This window comes from Nocardioides exalbidus (assembly GCF_900105585.1).
Taxonomy (GTDB): domain Bacteria; phylum Actinomycetota; class Actinomycetes; order Propionibacteriales; family Nocardioidaceae; genus Nocardioides; species Nocardioides exalbidus.
In genome coordinates, this window is record NZ_FNRT01000002.1 from 1,093,496 (window position 1) to 1,114,633 (window position 21,138).

Annotated in this window: 21 protein-coding genes and 1 tRNA gene; 14 read left to right on the forward strand and 8 right to left on the reverse strand. The window is 72.1% G+C overall.

Annotated features, from left to right (window positions below; translation table 11 throughout):
* The first annotated feature begins 24 nt into the window (after window positions 1-24).
* The 5 genes from BLV76_RS05610 to BLV76_RS05630 all read left to right on the forward strand — a co-directional run bounded on the left by BLV76_RS05610 (window position 25) and on the right by BLV76_RS05630 (window position 4,104).
* Window positions 25-100: transfer RNA gene (locus BLV76_RS05610), tRNA-Gly, on the forward strand.
* A gap of 363 nt (window positions 101-463) precedes the next feature.
* Window positions 464-1,678 carry a cysteine peptidase family C39 domain-containing protein gene (locus BLV76_RS05615; protein WP_090968246.1) on the forward strand — a complete coding sequence of 405 codons (1,215 nt, stop codon included), beginning with the start codon at window positions 464-466 and terminating at the stop codon, window positions 1,676-1,678.
* Complete coding sequence (locus BLV76_RS05620; RefSeq protein ID WP_139306494.1) at window positions 1,675-2,784, forward strand: hypothetical protein; 1,110 nt, start codon at window positions 1,675-1,677, stop codon at window positions 2,782-2,784. Before BLV76_RS05615 ends, BLV76_RS05620 begins: the two co-directional genes overlap by 4 nt.
* A 10-nt stretch (window positions 2,785-2,794) precedes the next feature.
* Window positions 2,795-3,433: a DUF2461 domain-containing protein gene (locus BLV76_RS05625; RefSeq protein WP_090968248.1), complete on the forward strand. Its 639-nt coding sequence runs from the start codon at window positions 2,795-2,797 to the stop codon at window positions 3,431-3,433.
* The gene (locus tag BLV76_RS05630) at window positions 3,430-4,104 is read left to right on the forward strand and encodes an HAD family hydrolase (RefSeq protein ID WP_090968249.1); all 675 of its coding nucleotides are present in this window, start codon (window positions 3,430-3,432) and stop codon (window positions 4,102-4,104) included. The genes BLV76_RS05625 and BLV76_RS05630 overlap by 4 nt, the downstream gene beginning before the upstream one ends.
* 4 nt (window positions 4,105-4,108) lie before the next feature.
* Here BLV76_RS05630 and BLV76_RS05635 read toward each other — a convergent pair whose 3' ends face one another.
* A complete protein-coding gene (locus BLV76_RS05635) occupies window positions 4,109-5,467 on the reverse strand; it encodes an SLC13 family permease (RefSeq protein ID WP_175539589.1) in 1,359 nt (452 codons plus the stop codon).
* Window positions 5,468-5,583: 116 nt separating this feature from the next.
* On the opposite strand from BLV76_RS05635, the gene BLV76_RS05640 reads away from it, so the two are divergent.
* Complete coding sequence (locus BLV76_RS05640) at window positions 5,584-6,201, forward strand: FadR/GntR family transcriptional regulator (RefSeq protein ID WP_090968250.1); 618 nt, start codon at window positions 5,584-5,586, stop codon at window positions 6,199-6,201.
* On the opposite strand, the gene BLV76_RS05645 is transcribed toward BLV76_RS05640, so the two are convergent.
* Both BLV76_RS05645 and BLV76_RS05650 read right to left on the reverse strand, forming a co-directional pair.
* Window positions 6,198-6,989 (reverse strand): hypothetical protein, encoded by a 792-nt coding sequence (locus BLV76_RS05645; protein WP_090968251.1) that lies wholly within the window; start codon window positions 6,987-6,989, stop codon window positions 6,198-6,200. The two genes, BLV76_RS05640 and BLV76_RS05645, sit on opposite strands and share 4 nt — an antisense overlap.
* Window positions 6,990-7,002: 13 nt before the next feature.
* Window positions 7,003-7,509 (reverse strand): SigE family RNA polymerase sigma factor, encoded by a 507-nt coding sequence (locus BLV76_RS05650; RefSeq protein WP_090968252.1) that lies wholly within the window; start codon window positions 7,507-7,509, stop codon window positions 7,003-7,005.
* Window positions 7,510-7,676: 167 nt separating this feature from the next.
* On the opposite strand from BLV76_RS05650, the gene BLV76_RS05655 reads away from it, so the two are divergent.
* A complete protein-coding gene (locus BLV76_RS05655) occupies window positions 7,677-8,213 on the forward strand; it encodes a hypothetical protein (RefSeq protein ID WP_090968253.1) in 537 nt (178 codons plus the stop codon).
* Between the two features lie 107 nt (window positions 8,214-8,320).
* Here BLV76_RS05655 and BLV76_RS05660 read toward each other — a convergent pair whose 3' ends face one another.
* Complete coding sequence (locus tag BLV76_RS05660) at window positions 8,321-8,779, reverse strand: RrF2 family transcriptional regulator (protein ID WP_090968254.1); 459 nt, start codon at window positions 8,777-8,779, stop codon at window positions 8,321-8,323.
* A 215-nt stretch (window positions 8,780-8,994) separates the two neighbouring features.
* Between BLV76_RS05660 and BLV76_RS05665 the strand changes: the two genes are divergently transcribed.
* The 7 genes from BLV76_RS05665 to BLV76_RS05695 all read left to right on the forward strand — a co-directional run bounded on the left by BLV76_RS05665 (window position 8,995) and on the right by BLV76_RS05695 (window position 16,303).
* Window positions 8,995-10,869: an acyl-CoA dehydrogenase gene (locus BLV76_RS05665; protein ID WP_090968255.1), complete on the forward strand. Its 1,875-nt coding sequence runs from the start codon at window positions 8,995-8,997 to the stop codon at window positions 10,867-10,869.
* A 212-nt stretch (window positions 10,870-11,081) separates the two neighbouring features.
* The gene (locus BLV76_RS05670; RefSeq protein WP_090968256.1) at window positions 11,082-11,963 is read left to right on the forward strand and encodes an ABC transporter ATP-binding protein; all 882 of its coding nucleotides are present in this window, start codon (window positions 11,082-11,084) and stop codon (window positions 11,961-11,963) included.
* Entirely contained in the window at window positions 11,960-12,769 is an 810-nt protein-coding gene (locus tag BLV76_RS05675; RefSeq protein ID WP_245734557.1) for an ABC transporter permease, read from the forward strand. Before BLV76_RS05670 ends, BLV76_RS05675 begins: the two co-directional genes overlap by 4 nt.
* Entirely contained in the window at window positions 12,706-13,821 is a 1,116-nt protein-coding gene (locus BLV76_RS05680; protein ID WP_139306495.1) for a sensor histidine kinase, read from the forward strand. Before BLV76_RS05675 ends, BLV76_RS05680 begins: the two co-directional genes overlap by 64 nt.
* Window positions 13,818-14,423, forward strand: coding sequence for a response regulator transcription factor (locus BLV76_RS05685; RefSeq protein ID WP_090968258.1), 606 nt, complete (start codon window positions 13,818-13,820; stop codon window positions 14,421-14,423). The genes BLV76_RS05680 and BLV76_RS05685 overlap by 4 nt, the downstream gene beginning before the upstream one ends.
* Window positions 14,424-14,564: 141 nt before the next feature.
* On the forward strand, window positions 14,565-15,377 hold the full coding sequence (locus BLV76_RS05690) for a maleylpyruvate isomerase family mycothiol-dependent enzyme (RefSeq protein WP_090968259.1): 813 nt from the start codon (window positions 14,565-14,567) through the stop codon (window positions 15,375-15,377).
* Window positions 15,374-16,303, forward strand: coding sequence for an oxidoreductase (locus BLV76_RS05695; RefSeq protein ID WP_090968260.1), 930 nt, complete (start codon window positions 15,374-15,376; stop codon window positions 16,301-16,303). Before BLV76_RS05690 ends, BLV76_RS05695 begins: the two co-directional genes overlap by 4 nt.
* Window positions 16,304-16,313: 10 nt before the next feature.
* On the opposite strand, the gene BLV76_RS05700 is transcribed toward BLV76_RS05695, so the two are convergent.
* The 4 genes from BLV76_RS05700 to BLV76_RS05715 form a co-directional block, all read right to left on the reverse strand.
* On the reverse strand, window positions 16,314-17,819 hold the full coding sequence (locus BLV76_RS05700; protein ID WP_090968261.1) for a PQQ-binding-like beta-propeller repeat protein: 1,506 nt from the start codon (window positions 17,817-17,819) through the stop codon (window positions 16,314-16,316).
* Window positions 17,820-17,902: 83 nt separating this feature from the next.
* Entirely contained in the window at window positions 17,903-18,148 is a 246-nt protein-coding gene (locus BLV76_RS05705) for a hypothetical protein (protein WP_090968262.1), read from the reverse strand.
* Window positions 18,149-18,700: 552 nt separating this feature from the next.
* Window positions 18,701-19,942: a fatty acid desaturase family protein gene (locus BLV76_RS05710; protein WP_090968263.1), complete on the reverse strand. Its 1,242-nt coding sequence runs from the start codon at window positions 19,940-19,942 to the stop codon at window positions 18,701-18,703.
* 34 nt (window positions 19,943-19,976) lie between these two features.
* A complete protein-coding gene (locus tag BLV76_RS05715) occupies window positions 19,977-21,107 on the reverse strand; it encodes a ferredoxin reductase (RefSeq protein ID WP_090968264.1) in 1,131 nt (376 codons plus the stop codon).
* Between the last annotated feature and the right edge of the window lie 31 nt (window positions 21,108-21,138).

Consider the following 21,138-nt stretch of genomic DNA (forward strand, 5'->3'; position numbering starts at 1 on the left):
CGGCCCGCCGTCCCCGGACGGCATGCGGATGTAGCTCAGTTGGTAGAGCGCGACCTTCCCAAGGTCGATGTCGCGAGTTCGAGTCTCGTCATCCGCTCCAGTTACTTCTGGAGTCACCGGATATCCGGTGACCGCCCCGCTTGTCGGCCCAGATCTAGGCCGACAACCGGGAGACTCGGGTGCAAAGCTCGCCGCGCCGCGCGACGCTCTGCCCACCGTCGCTGTCGCGAGTTCGAGTCTCGTCATCCGCTCCAGCATGTGAAGGGCGCGCGAGCGCGATGCTCTGGAGTCACCGGATATCCGGTGACCACCCCGCTTGTCGGCCCAGATCCAGGCCGACAACCGGGAGACTCGGGTGCACAGTTCCCGACGCACATACCCAACCTGTGACGCCTGAGGAACTTGCGACTTCTGTGACCAGAGGGGACAGTGAGTCGATCTGCTTCTCGGAGGTCCCTTCCCCATGCCCCTTCCCCGGCTCCTGCCCCGCCTCGCCCACCAGATCGCCGGCGGTGACCGCCCGCGTCCGCTGTGGCGCCACCCCGCGACCGTCGCCGCCGCGGCCCTCGCGCTGACGCTGGGCGCGGTCCCGTTCCTCCCGGACTCAGGAGGCGACGACACGACCCGGGGCGCGATCGCACCGGCGGCGGAGACCCCGACATCGCCGGGCACCGTCGGCTACGGCGAGGTCACGCCCGAGATGCAGGCCGAGATCGACCGCGTCGTCGCAGCCGGCAGCCGCCTCGACCGCGCCCGGGGGCGTACGGCGACGGCGGACGCGTCCGTCCGCTGCGCCACCTTCGAGGGCCAGCGCTACTGCCTCGGCTTCGGCTGGACCCACCAGTCGCGCAAGGACCTCGCAGCCCGGCTCGACACCCGCACCCCGGCCGGCCGCGAGACGACCGGCGACCTGGACGCCGACGGGCTCCTGGCCCGCGCGGGACGACGTACGACGACCGAACGCGCCGACGCCGAGCGCGCCGAGCTCACCGCGGCAGCCCGGGCGGTCGGCAAGGTCTGGCTGCTCCGCCACGAGCTCCAGGGCGTCCCGCTGCCGGACGACTTCGCGAGGAAGCACCCCGAGGTGAGTGCGCGGACGTCCGGGAGGGCCTACCCCCGCAAGGACAAGATCCTCACCAGCAGGGTCGCGCTCGCGCAGAACGAGACGTGGTGGTGCGGACCGACGACGATGCAGGCGATCGGCTGGAGCTCGCAGGGGAAGCGGAAGAACCAGGCCTACTGGGCCCGCCGACTCGGCACCACGAGCGCCGGCACGTCGATCACCGACATGGTCCGCGTGGTCAACGACAAGACGCACTACGACAAGAGGAAGTTCGCGGGCCCCTACGTCGTGCTCGACATCAGCGACTTCAGCTTCCGCCAGTGGTACCGCCTGATGATGCGCCACATCCACGACTACCGCGCGCCCGTCGTGCTCCACCCGGTGCTGCTGAAGCAGTACTACCCCTACCTCGACGACGACGCGAGCGGGCACTTCCAGGTCGGCCGCGGCTTCGACCGGAACCCGAAGGGCAACCCCCGGATCGGCTACTTCGAGCCCTGGGACCAGTCGAGGTTCGACCCGAGCGAGCCAGCGATCTCGCGCGTCCAGTGGCGCAACGCGTACCGCTCCTACCGCGCGAACCTCGACCACTTCCAGCAGAACCTGGGCGTGTGAGGACCGCTGACGTGAGACGTACGACGACCGCGCTGGCGCTGCTGCTCGCCCTGACCGCCTGCTCCTCGGGCGGCGAGACCGAGACCGAGCAGCCGGGTCAGGAGCCGTCCCCGACCGGGAGCCCGAGCGGGGCGCCGTCGGGCGGGGCCAGCGAGGACCCGACCGTCGCCGAGCCGACGGACGCCTTCCTCGACTGGACGGACACCGGCAACGAGGCCGGGACGCCGTACCTCGCGGGACCCGAGTGGAGCGCCCGGTCGACGGGCAGCGGCAGCCGGGTCGACCTCACCCGGCCGGGCACCGACATCGGGATCGCCGCCGGCTCCGGACGCACGATCTCCGAGGTGCTGATGAGCACCGACTGGGTCGTCGTCGTGCGCCAGGACGAGGCCGAGACCCGGTCGAGCCTCGTCGACGTCGTCGACCTCGCGACGGGCGAGAAGGGCACGCTCGCGGGCCCGGCCCCGGCGAGCGGCGGCTCGTGGGCGCTCACCGGCAGCGACCTCTACTACCCCACCTACGGGGACCGGCGGGCGTACTGCCTCGCCACCAGCGCCCTCGCCGACAGCAACGGCGAGGACGGCTGGTGCGCGCCGAGGAACACCGGCTTCTCCGGCCTCACCGCCACCGACCTCGGCGTCGGGATGATGACCTTCGACGACAGCCGGCCGGTGGCCTGCCGCACCGCGAACCTCCTCGACGACAGCGGCGTGCCACAGCCGATCGACGGTCCGACCGAGTGCCTGGCCTGGGACGTCGCGCCCGCCTACGACGGCTACGTGTGGTCCGAGGTGCCCCGGCCGAAGCGGCAGGAGGAGGCCCACTTCCACGCCTCGGCCTACGGCGCCTTCGTCGACCTCGGCCCGGGCACGACCGGCAGCCTCACGCCGTGCGGTGACTCGGTGTTCTTCGTCCGCGACCCGCAGTCGCCCGACGAGCCCGCCCGGCTGATGCGCTGGACGGCCGACCACACCCTGGAGGTCGCCTACGAGTCGGCCTCGACGGGCAACGCCTTCCTCGGCGAGCCGGCCTGCGGTGGTGGCGTGCTGACCCTGTCGTCGTTCGGCGAGCAGGGCGACGAGCAGGTGTGGGCCCCCGTCGCCTAACGTCTGGGACGTGAGCTTCACCGGATTCCCCGTCGCGGCACTGGACTTCTACGACGACCTCGAGGTCGACAACACGAAGTCGTTCTGGGAGGCCCACAAGCACGTCTACCAGGAGTCGGTCGCCGCCCCGACGAAGGCGCTGATGGCCGCACTGGAGCCGGAGTTCGGCACCGCCAAGGTGTTCCGGCCCTACCGAGACGTCCGGTTCGCGAAGGACAAGACGCCCTACAAGACCCACCAGGGTGCGTTCGTCGGCGCCGGCCCGGCGACGGGGTGGTACTTCGAGATCTCGCCTCGCGGCACCCGGGTCGGTGCGGGGTTCTACGACGCCGACGGCAGGCGGCTCGCGGCGATCCGCGAGGCGATGGCCGACGACACGTCCGGCAAGGCGCTCGACCGCCTGCTGAGGAAGCTCGAGAAGGCCGGCTTCGAGGTCGGCGGCGACCAGCTCAAGACCTCGCCGCGCGGGTACGACGCGGACCACCCCCGCATCCACCTGCTCCGCCGCAAGCAGCTCGTCGTCGGCCGCCCCTACGGCTTCGAGGCCGACGCGATCGACGCAGGCCTCGTCGACCGCGTCCGCGAGGACTGGCGGGCGCTCAAGCCGCTCGTCACCTGGCTGACGGCCGTCGAGGTCGAGCCCACGTGATCGTCACGTTCGACCTCTTCAGCGCCCTGACCGACACCCGCACCGGTGCATCGAGGACGTTCGCCGAGATCGCCGCCGAGCGCGGCTGGAGCCCGTCCGGCCACGACCTCTACGACACGTGGGACGCGCACAACAAGGCGCTCCAGCGCGACGCGCACCCGCCGGCGACGTTCCGCGACCTGTCGCGCGCAGCCCTGGAGCTGGCGTACGCCGACCTCGGGCTCGACGTCCCCCTCGCCCCGGCCGACCTCGTCCGCCTGCACGGGACGGTCCCCGACTGGCCGCTGTGGCCCGACGTCGAGGCGGGCGTCGCCGCGGTCGCGGCGATCGGACACGTGACGGCGGTCGGGCTGCTCTCCAACGTCGACGACGACCTCGCCCGGCTCACCCGCGCCCACGCCCTCGTCGACCCCGACCTGGTGCTCAGCTCGCAGCGGCTCGGTGCCTTCAAGCCGAGCCCGGAGATCTACGCACGTGCGGTCGCAGCAGTCGCGCCGGAGTCGCTCGTGCATGTCGCCGCCTCGGCGCGGGACGTACGCGGTGCGCTCGAGGCTGGCATCACCGCGGTCCGGCTCGCGCGACCCGGGCACGTCGTGGACGCGACAGGCCCGCGGCCCCCGCACGAGGTGCAGGACGCCGCGGACCTGGCCGGCCTGATCAGCCGGCTGTAGGGGCTCAGACGGTCGGCACGACCAGCACGGCCCAGGCGACGACCGGCGCCACGACGACGATCGACATGCCCCACTGCATGAGCCGCTTGAAGACCATCTCGCGCTGGTCGGGCTCGGCGTTGGCGACCACGAGGGCGCCGTTGGTCGAGAACGGGCTGCAGTCGACGACCGAGCTCGAGATCGCCAGCGCGGCGATCAGGCCGATCGCGCTCACCTGGTCGGTGAGCAGGAACGGCACGGCCAGCGGGATGAGCGCGCCAATGATGCCGGTGGTCGAGGCGAAGGCCGAGACCACGGCGCCGATCAGGCAGATCAGCACGGCCGCGACGAGGGGCGCGCCGACGTTGGCGACGCCGTCGCCGAGCCAGTCGACCACGCCCTGGTTCTGCAGGAGCGTCACGTAGGTCACGATGCCGCCGATGAGCAGCACGGTGCCCCAGCTGATCTTCTCGACCGCACCCTTGGCGGAGGCCGGGAAGGCGAGCGTCAGGGCGACCGCGATCGTGAGGGCGGTGAAGCCGACGTCGAGGTCGAAGCCGAGCGCGCCGACCATCAGGGCGACCAGGCCGACGAGCGTCACGATGCGCTGCGCGTTGAGCTTGCTCGGGTCGTCGGCGTCGGACGCTGCCGCGACCGAGCGCTTCGCCTCGACCGCGGAGTGCGGCGTACCACCGGTGCCGCCCGAGCGCGTGGCGGCGTACGACGCCTGCTCGGCCTCGGCGCCCATGGCGGCGACCTGGACGTCCTCGCGCCCGCGGGCGATGAGGGCTCGCCCGCCGAAGGCGATGTAGGTGACGACCGCGATCAGCGTGGCGGCGAGGAACGTGGAGAAGAAGAGGAACGTCTGGCTGCCGGGCAGGTCGTTGCTCTCGACGACGCCGTTGGTGATCGAGCCGAAGATGCCGATCGGCGAGAAGCTGCCGGCCGTGGCGCCCTGCACCACCATCATCCCCATCATCACCGGGTGGATCTGGTAGCGGACCGCGAAGCCCATCGCGACCGGCGCGACGATCGCGACGGCGGCCGGGCTGACCGCACCGATCGCGGTGACGATCGCGCAGACCAGGAACATCGCCCACGGCACGAGCGCCACCCGACCGCCGACCGCACGCACCGAGCCGTGAACGATCCAGTCGACGGTGCCGTTGTTCTTGGCCAGCGCGAAGAGGTACGTCACCCCGACCAGGATCACGAAGAGCCCGCTCGGGAAGCCGGCCAGCACGTCGTCGGTCGTCGCGTCGTAGACCGCGAGGCCCACGATGAACGACGCGACGAGCGCGAGCGCACCCATGTTGACGCCGCGCACCGTGGCGACGAGGAAGACGATCACGAGGACCGCCAGGGAGATCAGTTCGTGGGACACACGTTCCACCTTGTCGATGTCGGGATGTGACCGGGGCCACGTCGAGCATGTGACGGGCATCATGCCAGTGGCTAGGCCACCTAGCAACCGAGCCACAGCGCCACTAAGGTGGCCACATGCCCGAGCAGCCCTCGAGGAACCTGCCGCCACTGCGTCGCGAGCGCCTCTACGAGAGCCTGGCCGCGCACATCTCCGACTTCATCGAGGCCCAGGGCCTCGTCGGCGGCGACCGACTCCCGCCCGAGCGCCAGCTCGCCGCCGACCTCGGGGTCAGCCGCGCCACGCTGTCCCGGGCCCTCGCCTCGCTCGAGACCCGCGGCCGGATCGAGGTCCGCCACGGCGTCGGCGCCCTCGTCCGCGACGTCGACGGCGGCACCGACTCCCGTCTCCAGGAGCGGGTCGACACCCAGCCCCACGCCGAGGTCGCCGTGGCGCGCGAGTCGATGCTCGCCGGCCTCGCGCGCGCCGCCGCCGTGCACCCCAACGCCTCGCTCCGCCTCGCGATGCTCGCCGACGACGGTCGCCCCCGCGGCTTCGAGCACACGTGGCGGTGCGTGCGCCGACTCGCCGACTCACCGCTCCTCGTCGACCTCGACGACCTGCTCGCCGACAAGGCGCCCCCGCCGGCGGACTCACCCGCCCTGCGCCAGTCGCTCGACGTGCTCGCCGAGGCGGTCATCCGCGGCGACGCGAGCGCCGCGGCGACGGCGTGCGCGGGGATGCTCGCCGGCTAGGCCCGGGCGAACCAGGCGTCGCTGACGGCCAGGGCCTCCATCTCGGCCATGGTGAGGACCGGCTCCCCCGCCACCACGTCCCCCTGCTTCTCGTCCGTGGTGTTGCGCGCGATCACGTCGATCTGCCACCCGTCACTGGTCGCCAGGGTGAGCGAGCGCTCCAGGAAGGTCTCGGAGACCCCGGTGCCCCCGCTCGGACGCACCTCCTCGCGCAGCAGTCGCGAACCGTCGGGGAGCGTCGTGCAGTCGACGTCCGGAGCGGGCTCGCAGACGTCGCTCGGGGCGAGGGGGTCGCCGCCGTCCTCGACGACGAGCGGGTTGTTGTACCACCGGATGTGGAACGACACCTGCGCCCCGTCGACGGTGGCGTAGTAGAGGCGGACGAGGTCCTGAGCGGACTCGTCCACCTCCACCCGGCGCACCGCGGTGGCGCCGGTGAGCTCCTGCAGCGTGGTGGCCATCGCGTCCGGCGACACGAGTGGGCGGAGCTCCTCGGCAGGTGGCGGACGGTCGGGGTCGGCGGCCTGCGTGCCGGCCGTCCGGCCGGTGCCGTCGGCGATCTCGGGGTCGCGGGCGCTGTCGGGGTCCCCGAGCAGGGGTACGACGGTCGCCAGCCAGCCGACGACGCCGATCACGGCGAGCGAGGCGACCGTCGTACCGATCCGGGCGCGGCGCTGCCGCGAGCGGCCGCGGGAGACGCCGCCGCTGACGAGGCGGTCGACGTCGGGGGCGAGGTCGTCGCTGGCGCGACGCAACAGCTCGGTGACGCCGGTGTCGTGCTGGGACATCTGTGCTGCTCCTTCAGGTTTCCAGCAGGTCGCGGAGGGTCGGGCCCAGCACGGTACGGAGACGGTCGAGCGCACGGAGGGTGCGGTTGCGCACGGCGCCGGGGCTCACCCCGAGGGCCTGCGCGGTGTCGGCCACCGACACGTCCTCGAGGTAGCGCAGGACCAGGACCGCGCGGTCCATCGGCGCGAGCTCGTCGAGCGCTGCCCGGAGCGCGAGTCGGGTGGCGGCGTCTCCATCCGTCATCGCCGTCTCGGGCAGGTGCTCGGTCGGTCTCTCGTGGGTGCTGCGGCGGCGCTGGGCGCTGAGGTAGGTGCGCGCCAGCGTCGTGTGGGCGTACGCCACCGGGTGCTCGATCGGAGCGCCCAGCCGGCGGTGCCACCGGACGTAGACCTTGGCCAGGGTCTCCTGGACCAGGTCCTCGGCACGGTGGGTGTCGCCGCACATCAGCCACGCCGCACGGAAGAGCTGGGGCGTCCGCGCGATCGCGAACTCCTCGAACTCCTCGGTCGGGCGGGGCACGTCTCTCCTTGCTGCTGGTCGGGGTGGGCGGGGTCGGCGTCACCAGTGAGACGCGCCGAGCGGCCCGGACGTCACACGGAGATCGCAACGATTCCGCCTGCGAAGAGTTCCGGACCCCGTCAGGACCTGTTCACGTCCGTGTCGCCCACCGGCGTGAGGCTGGCGCCATGGCCAAGCGACTGTTCCTGCTCCACATCGGTCCTGCCCCGGTCGACGTCTCGGAGATGACCGAGGCGCTCGCCCTCGGCCAGATCGCCGTCCCCGAGCTCGAGGCCGAGGTCTTCGACCACGCGGGCATCGAGATCCGCCGCGCCCACAAGGCCGCCGGGCTCAAGCGCAAGCAGGTCGAGGGGGCGTGGGCCAAGGTCGCCCGCCGCGCGTGGAAGACGAGATCCGACTGCTTCGTGAGCATCCCCGGCTTCTTCGAGGCCGAGCCCGAGCAGGCCGCCCTCGCGCTCGACGGGCTCGCCGACTTCAAGGTCGTCCTCGTCGTGACCAGCGGCTTCGAGGTCGAGCCGCCCGCCGCCTGGGTCGAGCTGGTCAAGTCCGACCGCACCCACGTGCTGCCGTCCCACCTCACCGACGAGCAGCTCGCCGCGCAGGTCGCGCGCATCGCCCTGATCGAGGAGGAGGCCCGCCTCGACAAGCGGCTCGCCAAGGTCTCCAAGCGGCGCAAGCAGGTCAACCGCCGGCTCGCCGCGTAGGTGCTGACCCGTCGGGAGTCACCGGATATCCGGTGACCGCCCCGCTTGTCGGCCCAGATCTGGGTGCCGAAGCGGGAGACTCGGGTGCAAAGCTCCCCCGAACCGGATCAGTGGGGCTGCCAGGCGTCCTCGTCGGCCGTCAGGGCGGCAATGCCCTGCGGGAGCTTGCCGTCGGCGAGGTCCTGGATGGTGACCTGCTCGAACACGCTGCGCAGCGAGTGGCGGGCAGCGATCCAGACGTGCTGCAGCACCTGCGCGGAGTCGTCGTACTCGACCGCCTCCGGCCGGAGGCCGTAGACCGACACCAGCGGGCCGTCGACCGCGCGGATGACGTCGGCGACGGTGACCGTCTCGGGCTTGCGCGCGAAGCGCCAGCCGCCGGACTGGCCGCGCTGCGACACCACGACGTCGGCGCGGCGGAGGTCGGCGAGGATGGCCTGGAGGAAGCCGTGGGGGATCTGCTGGGCCTTGCCGAGCTGCTCGGCGCTGACGGCGGTCCCGTCGGTGCGCACCGCGATCTCGATCAGGGCCCGCAGGGCGTAGTCGGCTTTGGCGGAGACGCGCATAAGGCCAGTTTGTCAGATATCTCGGCAGGTTCACTGTTGTTGGCGCCGCAGCCGATCCGATCGGCCCGCGCCGTGTGGCCCACGACATCGGGCGTTCGTGTTGCGCGACGGCCGATCGCGAGGCATTCTTTAGTTACCGGCGAGTAGCCCGCAGGGAGAGACCAGCCCGCACCCGCCCCCCCAGACCGCACCGCTAGTGATGACAGGTGGAAGCAGTGAGCCACTACAAGACCAACCTCCGCGACATCGAGTTCAACCTCTTCGAGGTCCTCGGCCGCGACGACGTCCTGGGCACCGGCCCGTTCGGCGAGGTCGACGGCGAGACCGCCCGCGAGGTGCTAGCCGAGGTCGAGCGCCTCGCCCGCGAGGACCTCGCGGCGTCCTACGTCGACAGCGACCGCAACCCGCCGGTCTTCGACCCGGCGACCAACACCGCGCCGCTGCCCGAGTCGTTCAAGAAGAGCTACAAGGCCTGGGAGGACGCCGAGTTCTGGCGCCTGCAGATCAGCGAGGAGCTCGGCGGCACGCCCGCCCCCTCGTCGCTCATCTGGGCCATCGGCGAGATGGTGCTCGGCGCCAACGCGCCGATCTGGATGTACGGCGCCGGGCCGGCGTTCGCGGGCGTCATCCACCGCAACGGCAACGAGCGCGACAAGCGCATCGCCCAGCACGTCGTCGACCACGGGTGGAACACCTCGATGGTGCTCACCGAGCCCGACGCCGGCTCCGACGTGGGCGCCGGACGCGCCAAGGCCACGCCCAACGACGACGGCTCGTGGAACATCGAGGGCGTCAAGCGCTTCATCACCTCGGCCGAGTCCGACCTCTGCGACAACATCATCCACCTCGTGCTGGCCCGCCCGGTCGGCGTCGAGGGCGCCGGCGGCCCCGGCACCAAGGGCCTCTCGCTCTTCATCGTCCCGAAGGTCCACTTCGACCACGAGACCGGCGAGCTGACCGGCGAGCGCAACGGCGTCTACGTCACCAACGTCGAGCACAAGATGGGCATCAAGGTGTCCAACACCTGCGAGCTCACCTTCGGCGACTCCTCCGTCGGTGGCGGCGAGCCCGCGAAGGGCTGGCTGCTCGGCGAGGTCCACGACGGCATCGCGCAGATGTTCCAGGTCATCGAGAACGCCCGCATGATGGTCGGCACCAAGGCCATCGCGACCCTCTCGACCGGCTACCTCAACGCCCTCGAGTTCGCCAAGGAGCGCGTCCAGGGCGCCGACCTGACCCAGGCCGCCGACAAGACCGCCCCGCGCGTCACGATCACGCACCACCCCGACGTACGCCGCTCGCTGATGACGCAGAAGTCGTTCGCCGAGGCGATGCGCGCGCTCGTGCTCTACACCGCCACCTGGCAGGACCAGGTGCTGGTCGCCGAGCACGAGGGCACCGCCGACTCCGACGAGACCCGGCTCGCCGCCGCGGTCAACGACCTGCTGCTCCCGATCGTCAAGGGCTACGGCTCCGAGCGCTCGTGGGTGCTGCTGGGCACCGAGTCGCTGCAGACCTTCGGCGGCTCCGGCTTCCTGCAGGAGTACCCCCTCGAGCAGTACGTCCGCGACGCCAAGATCGACACCCTCTACGAGGGCACGACCGCCATCCAGGGCCAGGACTTCTTCTTCCGCAAGATCGTCAAGGACCAGGGCAAGGCGCTCGGCCACCTCGCCCAGCAGATCGAGGGCTTCATCGCCTCCGAGGCCGGCAACGGCCGCCTGAAGAACGAGCGCGCGCTGCTCGCCACCGCGCTCGAGGACGCCAACGCGATCGTCGGGCACATGATCAACGACCTGATGTCGTCGGCCGAGGAGCAGCGCAACATCTACAAGGTCGGCCTCAACACCTCGCGCCTGCTGATGGTGCTCGGCGACGTGGTCTGCGCGTGGCTGCTGCTGCGCCAGGCCGAGGTCGCGCTCGCCAAGCTCGGCGGCGAGGTGTCGGCCAAGGACAAGGTCTTCTACGAGGGCAAGATCGCCGCGGCGCAGTTCTTCGCGCAGACCAACCTGCCGAAGATCGCCTCCGAGCGCGCCATCGCCGAGGGCATCACCCTCGACCTGATGGACCTCGACGAGGCGTCCTTCTGACGCTTCCCTCGGTGTCGTCGCCCTGACGCTCCACCACGGGATGTTGCTGAACATGCACTTCCCTCACGCAGCTGCGTGAGGGAAGTGCTGCATTTCCCGACATCCCATGGTGAAGCAGCACCGGCGCCGGCAGCACCGGATGACAGGTGTCACGGGGAGGTCGTGACATCTCCGTCAGGCGGGAGGACCGGTACGACGACAGGCTGAGGGACATGAACTCCCCAGCCATCCACGCGATCGGGCTCCGCAAGCAGTTCCGGGCCACCGACGGGGCGCAGGTCGTGGCGGTCGACGACGTCGACCTCACGATCCAGCCCGGCGAGATCGTCGCGTTCCTCGGCCCCAACGGCGCCGGCAAGACCACGACCGTCGACATGCTGCTCGGCCTGACCGACCCCGACGCCGGGACGATCGAGGTCTACGGCATGACTCCCGCCGAGGCGGTCCGCAACGGACTCGTCTCCGCCGTCATGCAGACCGGTGGGCTGCTCAACGACTTCACCGTCGAGGAGACCGTCCGCGCCGTCGCCGCGCTGCACGGCCGCACCGACCGGGTCGAGGTCGTCCTCGACCGTGCCCGGCTGAGCGACCTCGCCGGCCGCCGGGTCGAGGCGTGCTCGGGCGGCGAGCAGCAGCGGCTGAAGTTCGCGCTCGCCCTGCTGCCCGACCCCGACCTCGTGATCCTCGACGAGCCGACGACGGGGATGGACGTGGGCGCGCGGCAGGAGTTCTGGCAGGCGATGCGCGCCGACGCCGCGCTCGGCCGCACGATCGTCTTCGCCACCCACTACCTCGCCGAGGCCGACGAGTTCGCCGAGCGGACCGTCCTGATGAACCACGGCCGGATCGTCCACGACGCCGCGACCACCGACGTGCGGGCGGCCTACGGCGGGCGCACCCTCACCTTCCGCCCACCGGCGGACGTGGTCGGCGCCGACGGCATCGACCCCGCCTGGCTGGCGCAGGTGCGCCACGCGCTCGAGCCGCTGGGCGTCACCGACCTCGAGGTGTCGGCCGCCAGCCTGGAGGCCGCGTTCCTCGCCCTGACGACCGAGACACCCCACTCGCCCGAGATGATCGGAGCCACCCGATGAGCGCCACGCCCGACACCCTGACCGCCGCCACGATCCCGACCGCGACCGCCCGCACCGCGCCGCGGCCCGACGTGGTGGCGTACGCCCGGCTCGACCTGCGCCGCCAGCTGCGCGACCGGATGGCGATGTTCTTCATCGTCGGGCTGCCGATGTTCATGTACCTCGTGTTCGGCCTCGGCTCCGACGACCGCGTCGGCAGCGGCAACGTCGCGATGTACATCATGATCTCGATGGCCTGCTACGGCGCCGTCACCGCGACCACCGGCATCGCCGGCAGCGCCGCGACCGAGCAGATGATGGGCTGGGGCCGCCAGCTCGGCCTCACCCCGATGCGCCCGCTCGCGTTCGTCGCGGCCAAGGCCGGCATCGCGATGGTCGTCGCGGCCATGCCGGTCACCCTGATCTTCGCGATCGGCGCACTCACCGGCGCGCGCGGCAGCTGGAGCGACTGGGTGCTCGGCGCCGCGATCGTGTGGGCCGGGTCCGCGCTCTTCGCCATCTACGGCCTCTCGGTCAGCCTGCTCTTCCGCGGCTCCAACGCCCCCGGCATCGCCTCCGGCTTCATCGTCGTGATGGCGTTCCTGGGCGGGCTGTTCACGCCGATGAGCGGCCTGATGCTCGACATCGGCCGGTTCACCCCCCTCTACGGGTACGCCGCGCTGGCGCGCTTCCCGCTCACCGGCGGCGGCCTCCCGCTCGGCGGCAGCGACCCGCTGTGGCTCCCGGTCGCTAACGTGCTCGCGTGGACCGTGATCTTCTCGCTGCTGGCGACCTGGGGAGTGCGCCGGAGCCGGGCGCGGACGTGACCAGCCATCCCGGCGCCGACCTCCCCGCCAACCCCTGGGAGAAGTGGGGCTGGGCGTTCGCGTCGATCTGGCTGGTGTTCCTGTTCTTCCCCGTCAGCTCGGTGCTCGCCGCCGACGCCACACCGGTGGCGACGGGCCTCACCCTGCTGCTCATCGCCGGCTTCGCCGTCGCGAACGTGCTGGGCTACAGCGGCAGGGTGTCCCCCTGGCTGGCACTGGGCGCCATGGTGCTCATCGGCGCCGCCACGATGCCCGTGATCGGGATCGGCGTCCTCTCCTACACCCCCTACCTCGCGATGCTCTCGGCGCTCGAGCTCCCGGCCCCCGCGTGGCGGTGGTCCGTCGCCTTCTGGAGCGTCGTGCCGCTCCTGTCGCTGCTGGACATCGACGGCTTCCCGACCTTCTTCTTCCTGGTGCTGTGGCCGGTGATGCTGGGTGGCGTGATGCTGCGCATCTTCGGGGAGCGCGAGCGGATCGCCGAGGACGCCCGCAGCGAGTACGCCATGGTGGCCGAGCGGGAGCGCGTCGCCCGCGACGTCCACGACGTCCTCGGGCACTCGCTCACCGCGCTCTCGGTGAAGGCCGAGCTGGCCGCGCGCCTCGTCGACGTCGACCCGGCTCGCGCGAAGGAGGAGCTGGAGTCGATCCAGGCCACCGCCCGGCAGGCGCTCGCCGAGGTCCGCGCGACCGTCGGCGGCCTGCGCGCCGGCAACCTCGAGGCCGAGCTGCTGGCCGCACCCCGCGTGCTCGCCGACGCCGGCATCACCACGACGGTCGACGGCGACGTCTCCGACACCGATCCGCGGCACCGGGCGCTGCTGGCCTGGGTGCTGCGCGAGTCGGTCACCAACGTCGTACGCCATGCGCGGGCCGACCGGGTCGTCATCGAGCTCGGCTCGCGCGGGATCGCCGTCTGCGACGACGGCACCGGCTGCAGCGGCCACGAGGGCAACGGCCTGCGCGGGATGCGCGAGCGCGTCGCCGGAGCCGGCGGCACCCTGACCATCAGCCCTGCGACGCCCGGCACCCGGGTGGAGGTGACCCTCCCGTGATCAAGCTCCTCCTGGCCGACGACCAGGCCCTCGTCCGCGGTGCGCTGGCCGCCCTGCTCGACCTCGAGGCCGACCTCGAGGTGGTGGCCCAGGTCGGTCGCGGCGACGAGGTCGTCGAGGCCGCGCGCACCTCGGGTGCGGAGGTGTGCCTGCTCGACATCGAGATGCCCGGGCTCAACGGCATCGACGCCGCTGCCGCCGTACGCCGCGAGCTCCCCGGCGTGCGCTCGCTGATCGTGACCACCTTCGGTCGGCCGGGCTACGTCCGCCGGGCGATCGAGGCCGGGGCGTCCGGCTTCGTCGTGAAGGACACGCCGGCCCGCCAGCTCGCCGACGCCGTGCGCCGGGTGCACTCCGGCCTCCGGGTCATCGACCCCGACCTCGCCGCGGAGTCGCTGATCGACGGCCCGAGCCCGCTCACCGGCCGCGAGCGCGAGCTGCTGACGCACGCCCTCGACGGCGCGCCCGTCGCGACCATCGCCGCGCGGGTGCACCTGTCGGAGGGCACCGTGCGCAACCACCTGTCTGCCGCGATCGGGAAGACCGGTGCGACGACGCGCAGCGAGGCCGCGCGCATCGCCCAGGACCGCGGCTGGCTCTAGGCACACGCGACGAGGGCCGGATCCCCCCGTGAGATCCGGCCCTCGTCGAACGTAGGGACCGGCGGGCTCCGGCGTGCGCGATCGGCCGAAAACCACCCCATCGGACCATCGGCGTGGAAGGGCGGGCCCTAGGCTCGGCACATGAGTGATCAGGAGCGCCTCGCGTCCTACGTCGCGGTGTGGTGGGAGGCGGTCGACGACTTCACCCGGCTGCTCGAGGAGGTGGGCGACGACGAGTGGTCGACGCAGACCGACCTGCCCGGGTGGGACGTCCAGGCGGTCGCCGCGCACACCGCGCACCTCGAGTCGCTGCTCGCCGGGCGGCCGCACGACGACGTCGAGATCGGCGAGGCCCCGCACGCGCACGGGATGATGGGCCAGTTCACCGAGCAGGGCGTGGTGGCCCGGCGGCAGGCGGCGACGGACGCCCTGATCACGGAGATCCACGAGTCGACCACGGCCCGCCACACCCAGCTGCTCGCCGACCCGCCCACCGACGCCGCCGCACCGGCGCCCGCGGTCTTCGGTGCGATCGGCTGGAGCACCGGGCTGCTGCTGCGCAACCGTCCGCTCGACGTGTGGATGCACGAGCAGGACATCCGCCGCGCGCTCGACAAGCCCGGCAACCTCGGCAACGCCCCGGCGCTCCACGCGGTGGACTACCTGCTGGAGAGCCTGCCCTTCATCGTGGGCAAGAAGGCGCAGGCGCCGGCGGGGAGCGTCGTACGCCTCGAGGTGGAGGGGCATGCGCCGGCCGTCGCCGAGGTCGGCGAGGACGGTCGCGGCCGGCCCGGCGACGTCGACACCGAGCCCGGCGTGACCATCGCGATGGACCGGGAGACCTTCGTGGTCCTGGCGGGCGGCCGGCGGCGAGCGTCGCCCGACGGCGTCCGGATCACCGGCGACACCGACCTGGGCGAGCGCGTCGTCGCCTCGATGGGCGTCACCCCGTGAGCCGCGACGCGTGGACCACGGCCGACATCCCCGACCTCACCGGGCGCACGGCACTCGTCACCGGCCCGACGCTGGGCGGCCTCGGCTGGTTCACCGCGCTCGAGCTCGCGCGCGCGGGTGCGCGCGTCGCGCTGGCAGGACGTACGCCGGACAAGCTGGACGCCGCGGCCGCGGCGATCCGCGACGAGGTGCCCGGGGCGTCGCTCGAGACCCTCGTCGTCGACCTGGCCGACCTCGCGTCGGTCCGCACGGCCGCCGCGGAGGCAGCCGGGCTCGGCCCGCTCCACCTCCTCGTCAACAACGCCGGCATCATGGCCACGCCCTACCGGCGGACCGTCGACCGGCTCGAGTCGCAGCTGGCGACCAACCACTTCGGGCCGTTCCTCCTGACCGGGCTGCTGCTCGACCAGCTCGTCGCGTCGGGCGACGGTCGCGTCGTGACCCTGTCGTCGCAGATGCACCGGGTCGCGCGCTCCGCCCCGCTCGGCGACCCGCACGAGCGCCGGCGCTACAGCCGCTGGCGGGTCTACGGCCAGACCAAGCTGGCCAACCTGCTCTTCACCTTCGAGCTCGACCGGCGGCTGCGGCGCGCCGGCCTGCCGGTGCAGGCCATGGCCGCGCACCCGGGGTTCGCCGGCACGCACCTCGTCGTCAACGGCCAGCTCTCCTCCACGCAGGGCCGGGTGGCCTCCATCATGGACGCCGCCGTGCGGGCGGTCTCCCAGCCGGCGCACGCCGGTGCCTGGCCGACGCTGATGGCCGCGACCGAGGACCTGCCGGGTGGGACCTACGTCGGTCCCAGCGGCCTGGGTCAGGGCAGCGGAGCTCCCGGCATCGTCGGCGCCACGGCGCTCGCGCACGACGAGATGGCCCAGCGCCGCCTCTGGGAGCTGAGCGAGAAGACGGTCGACCTCACCTGGCCCTGACCGTCGTGGGTCAGGAGCGGTCGCGGACCCGGACGAGCCCGGCGAGCGTGCCGAGCCAGGCGGAGCCGTCGGCGCCGAGGGTGATCGTCGAGCCGTCGCTGCCGGCGAGCAGGCCGGTGCCGGTGCGCACGCTCCACATGCTGCGTCCGGAGGCGACGTCGATCGCGGTGAGGTACCACGCGCTGACGCCGGTGAACGACGGGCGCTTGGTCCACGCGTAGACGAGCCCCTGGGGCCAGCTGGCCGTGACGCCCGAGCCCGGTGAGGCGGCCTCGTTGGTCCACTGCACGACGCAGCCGCCGTCGACGAGGTCGACGCGCGCGATGCCGGGACTGCTGGTGAACCCGAGGAGGGTGCTGCGGGGCGAGGAGTAGTCGTCGTTGTTGGTGACGACGACGCCCGACCCGACCGGGGCGAGGTCGCTCCCGGTGGCGCCGTGGCCCTTCTCGAAGACCGCCTGGCGGCACACGCCCTCGCCGGTCGCGCGTGCCACGAACACCACTCCGAGCTGGTCGTCGTCCTCGTCGGTGACCGCCACGATGCCGCCGTCGACCAGCACCGGGGCCGAGCCGCTGGGGCCGGCCGTCTCGGTGCGCCACGCGTCGCGGGGTACGCCGTCCGCGCCGGCCTCGAGCCGGTGCAGCGCCGCGTCGGTGACGACGTACACCCCCTGGCCGTCGACGGCGAGCCCGTGCGCGACCGCCTCGTCGAGGTCGAGCACCTCGACCGCGCCCGTCTCCGGGGTGATCGTGCCGACCAGGCCGGCGCGGGAGACCCACCACAGCCGGCCGGGCCAGTCGGGGACGACGTCGACGACGCAGTCGCCGTAGGGGATCCAGGGCTTGAGGTCCCAGCCCAGCTCGGTCGTGAGGTCGACCTCGGCGTCCTTGCCCGACGGGGCGGTGGGGACCACGACGACCTGCCGGTCGGCGGTGGCGACGACGGCGCGGTCGGCGTCGTCGAGGTAGAAGCCGGTCGTCGTGCAGCCGCCCTTGCCCGGGGCCGGCAGGTCGCGCGTCGCGGTGGGGCGCATCGAGGCGGGGTCGACCACCCGGAGGCTCTCGCCCGACCGGCCGGTGCAGAGCGCGACGAGCGCGTCGCGGGACGTCGGCAGGATCCGGCCGCACCGCTGGAGGCCGAGCCAGGACGTCTCGACCTCGGGCTGCAGGCCCAGCGGGCCGGGCCTGGTCGTCGAGTCGGGGGCCGCGACGTGCGGGTTGGTCACCACCTCGGCGGCGACGGGACGCGCCGACGCCGGGCGGCCGGCGTACGACGGACCCGCCATCACCCCCGGCGCGGGCGGGATCGGCAGCCACCCGTCGGGGACGACGAGCACCGCACCGACGAGTGCGACCACGAAGCCGGCGACCCAGCCCGCCGTGCGACGGTCGAGGTCGGTGCGGTCCTGCACCCACCAGCGCAGGCGCGGGATGCAGAGCAGCCCGGCCGCGACGACCAGGACGACCGGTCCCCACGCGATCCAGGCGAGCAGGAGCGCAGCGACCAGCCAGACCACCGGGCGACTCTAGAGGCGCCGACCGTCCTCGGCCGGGAGGCGCATCGGCAGCCCGTTGTTCAGTCGGTCACGTGTTCGGTCGGTCACTCGGACGCGGGCCGCGGCCGCGGTGCGGTCAGCGTGAGGTCGGCGAACGAGCCGTGGCCCTCGCCGCCGCGCAGGAAGACGCGCGAGCGACGCGGCGCCGGCAACAGCTGGCTCGGGGCGTCGCTGATCGGGATGGCGTCGGCCACGGGCTCGCGCCTGGCGACCAGCGATCCGTCGAACTGGTCGAGGGACTTGATCCGTCCCGTGAGGTCCACGACCTCGTCGGTGAACTCGCGCTTCATGACTCCCTGCTTTCCCACCTCGGTCCCCCACGGACCGCCTGCGGCAAGGCTAGGAGCGCGCCACCCGAGAAGCCTTTACTAATGGATCCCTGTGGGAAGTCTGCAAGGACCTCGCGCCGCCTTGAAGGACGCGCACGGAAACGGGCACGGAAACGGGCACGGAGACAGGCTCGGGCCGACGGTCCCCCCGACCGCCGGCCCGAGCCGTGTGCCTCCCAGGTGGTGGGCGTCCCCCCGACGCCTCACCCGACCGGCGGACGCACCGCCGAACCGTTGTCCACCGGCGTCCGCGGACGTGGCACGGCGAGTGCCCTGTCCCGCTTCGTGTCCCCCCGGACGTCGTACGCCGACTCCCCCACGGAGCCGATGCGGATCACTGGTCCGCCCCTGTGTCACACGTGTTGCTGGTCATCGTTTCCCACCCCATGTGTTGCTGTTGCACTCAAGGATGCTCCTGGTCGCGTCCTGATACATCCGTGCAATTACCGAGGGCTAGACCAGTGGAATCCTTGTCAACTGTCAAGAGATGCCGAGGAATCCGTCCTCGAGCGCTCAGGCGGCCTTCGCCATCGCGCGCGACTCGCTCTCGAGCTTGCGGCCCAGCAGGCGGCGGGTGCGGCGGTCGCCGGTGGCCATCTTGTAGAGGATCGCGAGCTGCTGCGGCGCGTTCTTCTTGTTGGTCGTCGCGAGCCAGCCGTTGGGCAGCGAGAGCCGGATGACCTTGTGCCAGGCCGAGGCGACCTGCTGCGGCATCGGACGCGCGCAGTAGGTGAGGTCGTACTTCTCGAAGAGGGCCTGGACCTTCGGCGCGATCTCGGCGTAGCGGTTGGACGGCAGGTCGGGGAAGAGGTGGTGCTCGATCTGGTGCGACAGGTTGCCGGTCATGATGTGGAGGGCCTTGGACCCCGAGATGTTGGCGCTGCCGAGCATCTGGCGGACGTACCACTCGCCCTTGGTCTCGCCCTCGATGGAGCGCTTCTCGAAGGTCTCGACGCCCTCGGGGAAGTGGCCGCAGAGGATGACGGAGTTCGACCAGAGGTTGCGCACGACGTTGGCGGTGAAGTTGGCCGCGAGCGTCGGGAGGAACGAGCCGGTCGGGATCGACAGCAGCGGGTGGACGACGTAGTCCTTGGTGGCCTGCTTGCGGATCTTGGTGAGGACCTGCTTCGCGCGGCGGCGGAAGTCGGGGTCCTTGGTCTGCTTCTTGGCGATGACCGCGCCGAGCTCGAGGTCGTAGGCGGCGATGCCGTACTCGAAGAAGACGGCGTTGATGAAGCAGAACACCGGCTGGGCGAGCGAGGACGGGGTCCACGGCTGGTCCTCGTCGACGCGCATGATGCCGTAGCCGAGGTCGTTGTCCTTGCCGATGACGTTGGTGTAGGTGTGGTGGAGCTCGTTGTGGCTGTGCTTCCACTGCTCGGCGGGCGAGGCCATGTCCCACTCCCAGACGCTGGAGTGGATCTTCGGGTCGCGCATCCAGTCCCACTGGCCGTGGAGGATGTTGTGGCCGATCTCCATGTTGTCGAGGATCTTGGAGACGCTCAGGCCGAGCGTGCCGAGGACCCACGCCGGCGGGAAGGCGCTGAAGAGCAGGACCGCGCGGGAGCCCAGCTCGAGCTTGCGCTGGGTGTCGATCACCTTGCGGATGTAGGCCGCGTCGCCGGCGCCCCGGGTGTCGAGGACCTCCTGGCGGATGGCGTCGAGCTCGTGGCCGAGCTGCTCGATGTCAGCCTCGGTGAGGTGCGCGATCGGGTTGGTCTGGCCGAGGACGGCCTTCTTCTGGACGGTGGTCATGTCGCTCTCCTGGGGGTGTCGGGGAGGTCGGGTGTCAGTGGTCGAAGTGGCACGGGCCGGCGGCGGCGTTGATGCAGGTCTGCACCTTGACGGCGCCGCTCTCGCCGGGGACGGCCGTGGTGATGGCTCCGTCGCGGAGGTCGCGGACGCTGCCCTCGCGCAGCGGGATGACGCAGCCCATGCAGATGCCCATCCGGCAGCCGCTCGGCATCAGCTTCCCGGCCTCCTCGGCGGCGTCGAGGATCGGCGTGGCGCCGTCGAGGTCGAGGGTGGTGCCGCAGGAGAAGGCGACGGTGCCGCCCTCGCCCGGCTCGACCCGGCTGGTGCGGAACTGCTCGGTCGTCAGGCTGATGCCCGCCTCGTCGTGGTGGGCGCCGAGGGCGTCGAGCAGGCCGGCCGGGCCGCAGGCCAGCGTCGCCCGCTCGCCGAGGTCGGGGACCAGGTCGGCCAGGTGGTCGACCTCGAGCACGCCGTGCTCGTCGTCGTACCTCGCGACGAGGCGGATCGCGCCGGCGGCGGCGAGCGCCTCCAGGTCGCGGATGAAGATCGAGTGCGGCCGGCTCGGCGCCACGTGGACGACGACGATGTCGTGGACGGCGCTGCGGGCCGGGCGCAGGACGCCCTCGTCGGTGCTCGGGAAGAGGTTGCGCAGCATCCCGATGACCGGCGTGATGCCGGAGCCGGCGGTGACCATGAGGAACTTGCCGCCGGCGGGCGGGAGGACGAACTCGCCGGCCGCCTGCTCGAGGTGGACGAGCGTGCCGGGCCTCGCCTCGTGGACGAGGTGGTTGCTGACGAGGCCGCCGGGCACGGCCTTGACCGTGATCGAGATGCGGCCGTCGCGGCGCGGGCCGTGGGTGAGGGAGTAGGCCCGCCACTGGCGTACGCCGTCGACGTCGATGCCGATGCGGAGGTACTGGCCGGGCACGTGGCCGGCCCAGTCGGCGCCGGGGCGGATCACGATGGTCGCCGCGTCGGCGGTCTCGGGGTGGACGGACTCGATGCGACCGCGGAGGTCGGCGCCGCTGCGGAGCGGCGCGAAGAGGTCCATGAAGTCGGAGGGCAGGTAGGGCGTGGTCGCGGCCTCGGCGACGCGGACCAGCTGGTCGCGCACGCGCTTGCCCCGCGGTGCGTCCTGCCGGGTCGGCTCGAGAGTCGTGCTCATGTCATCAAGAGTCGCGGATCCGGGGGTCGGG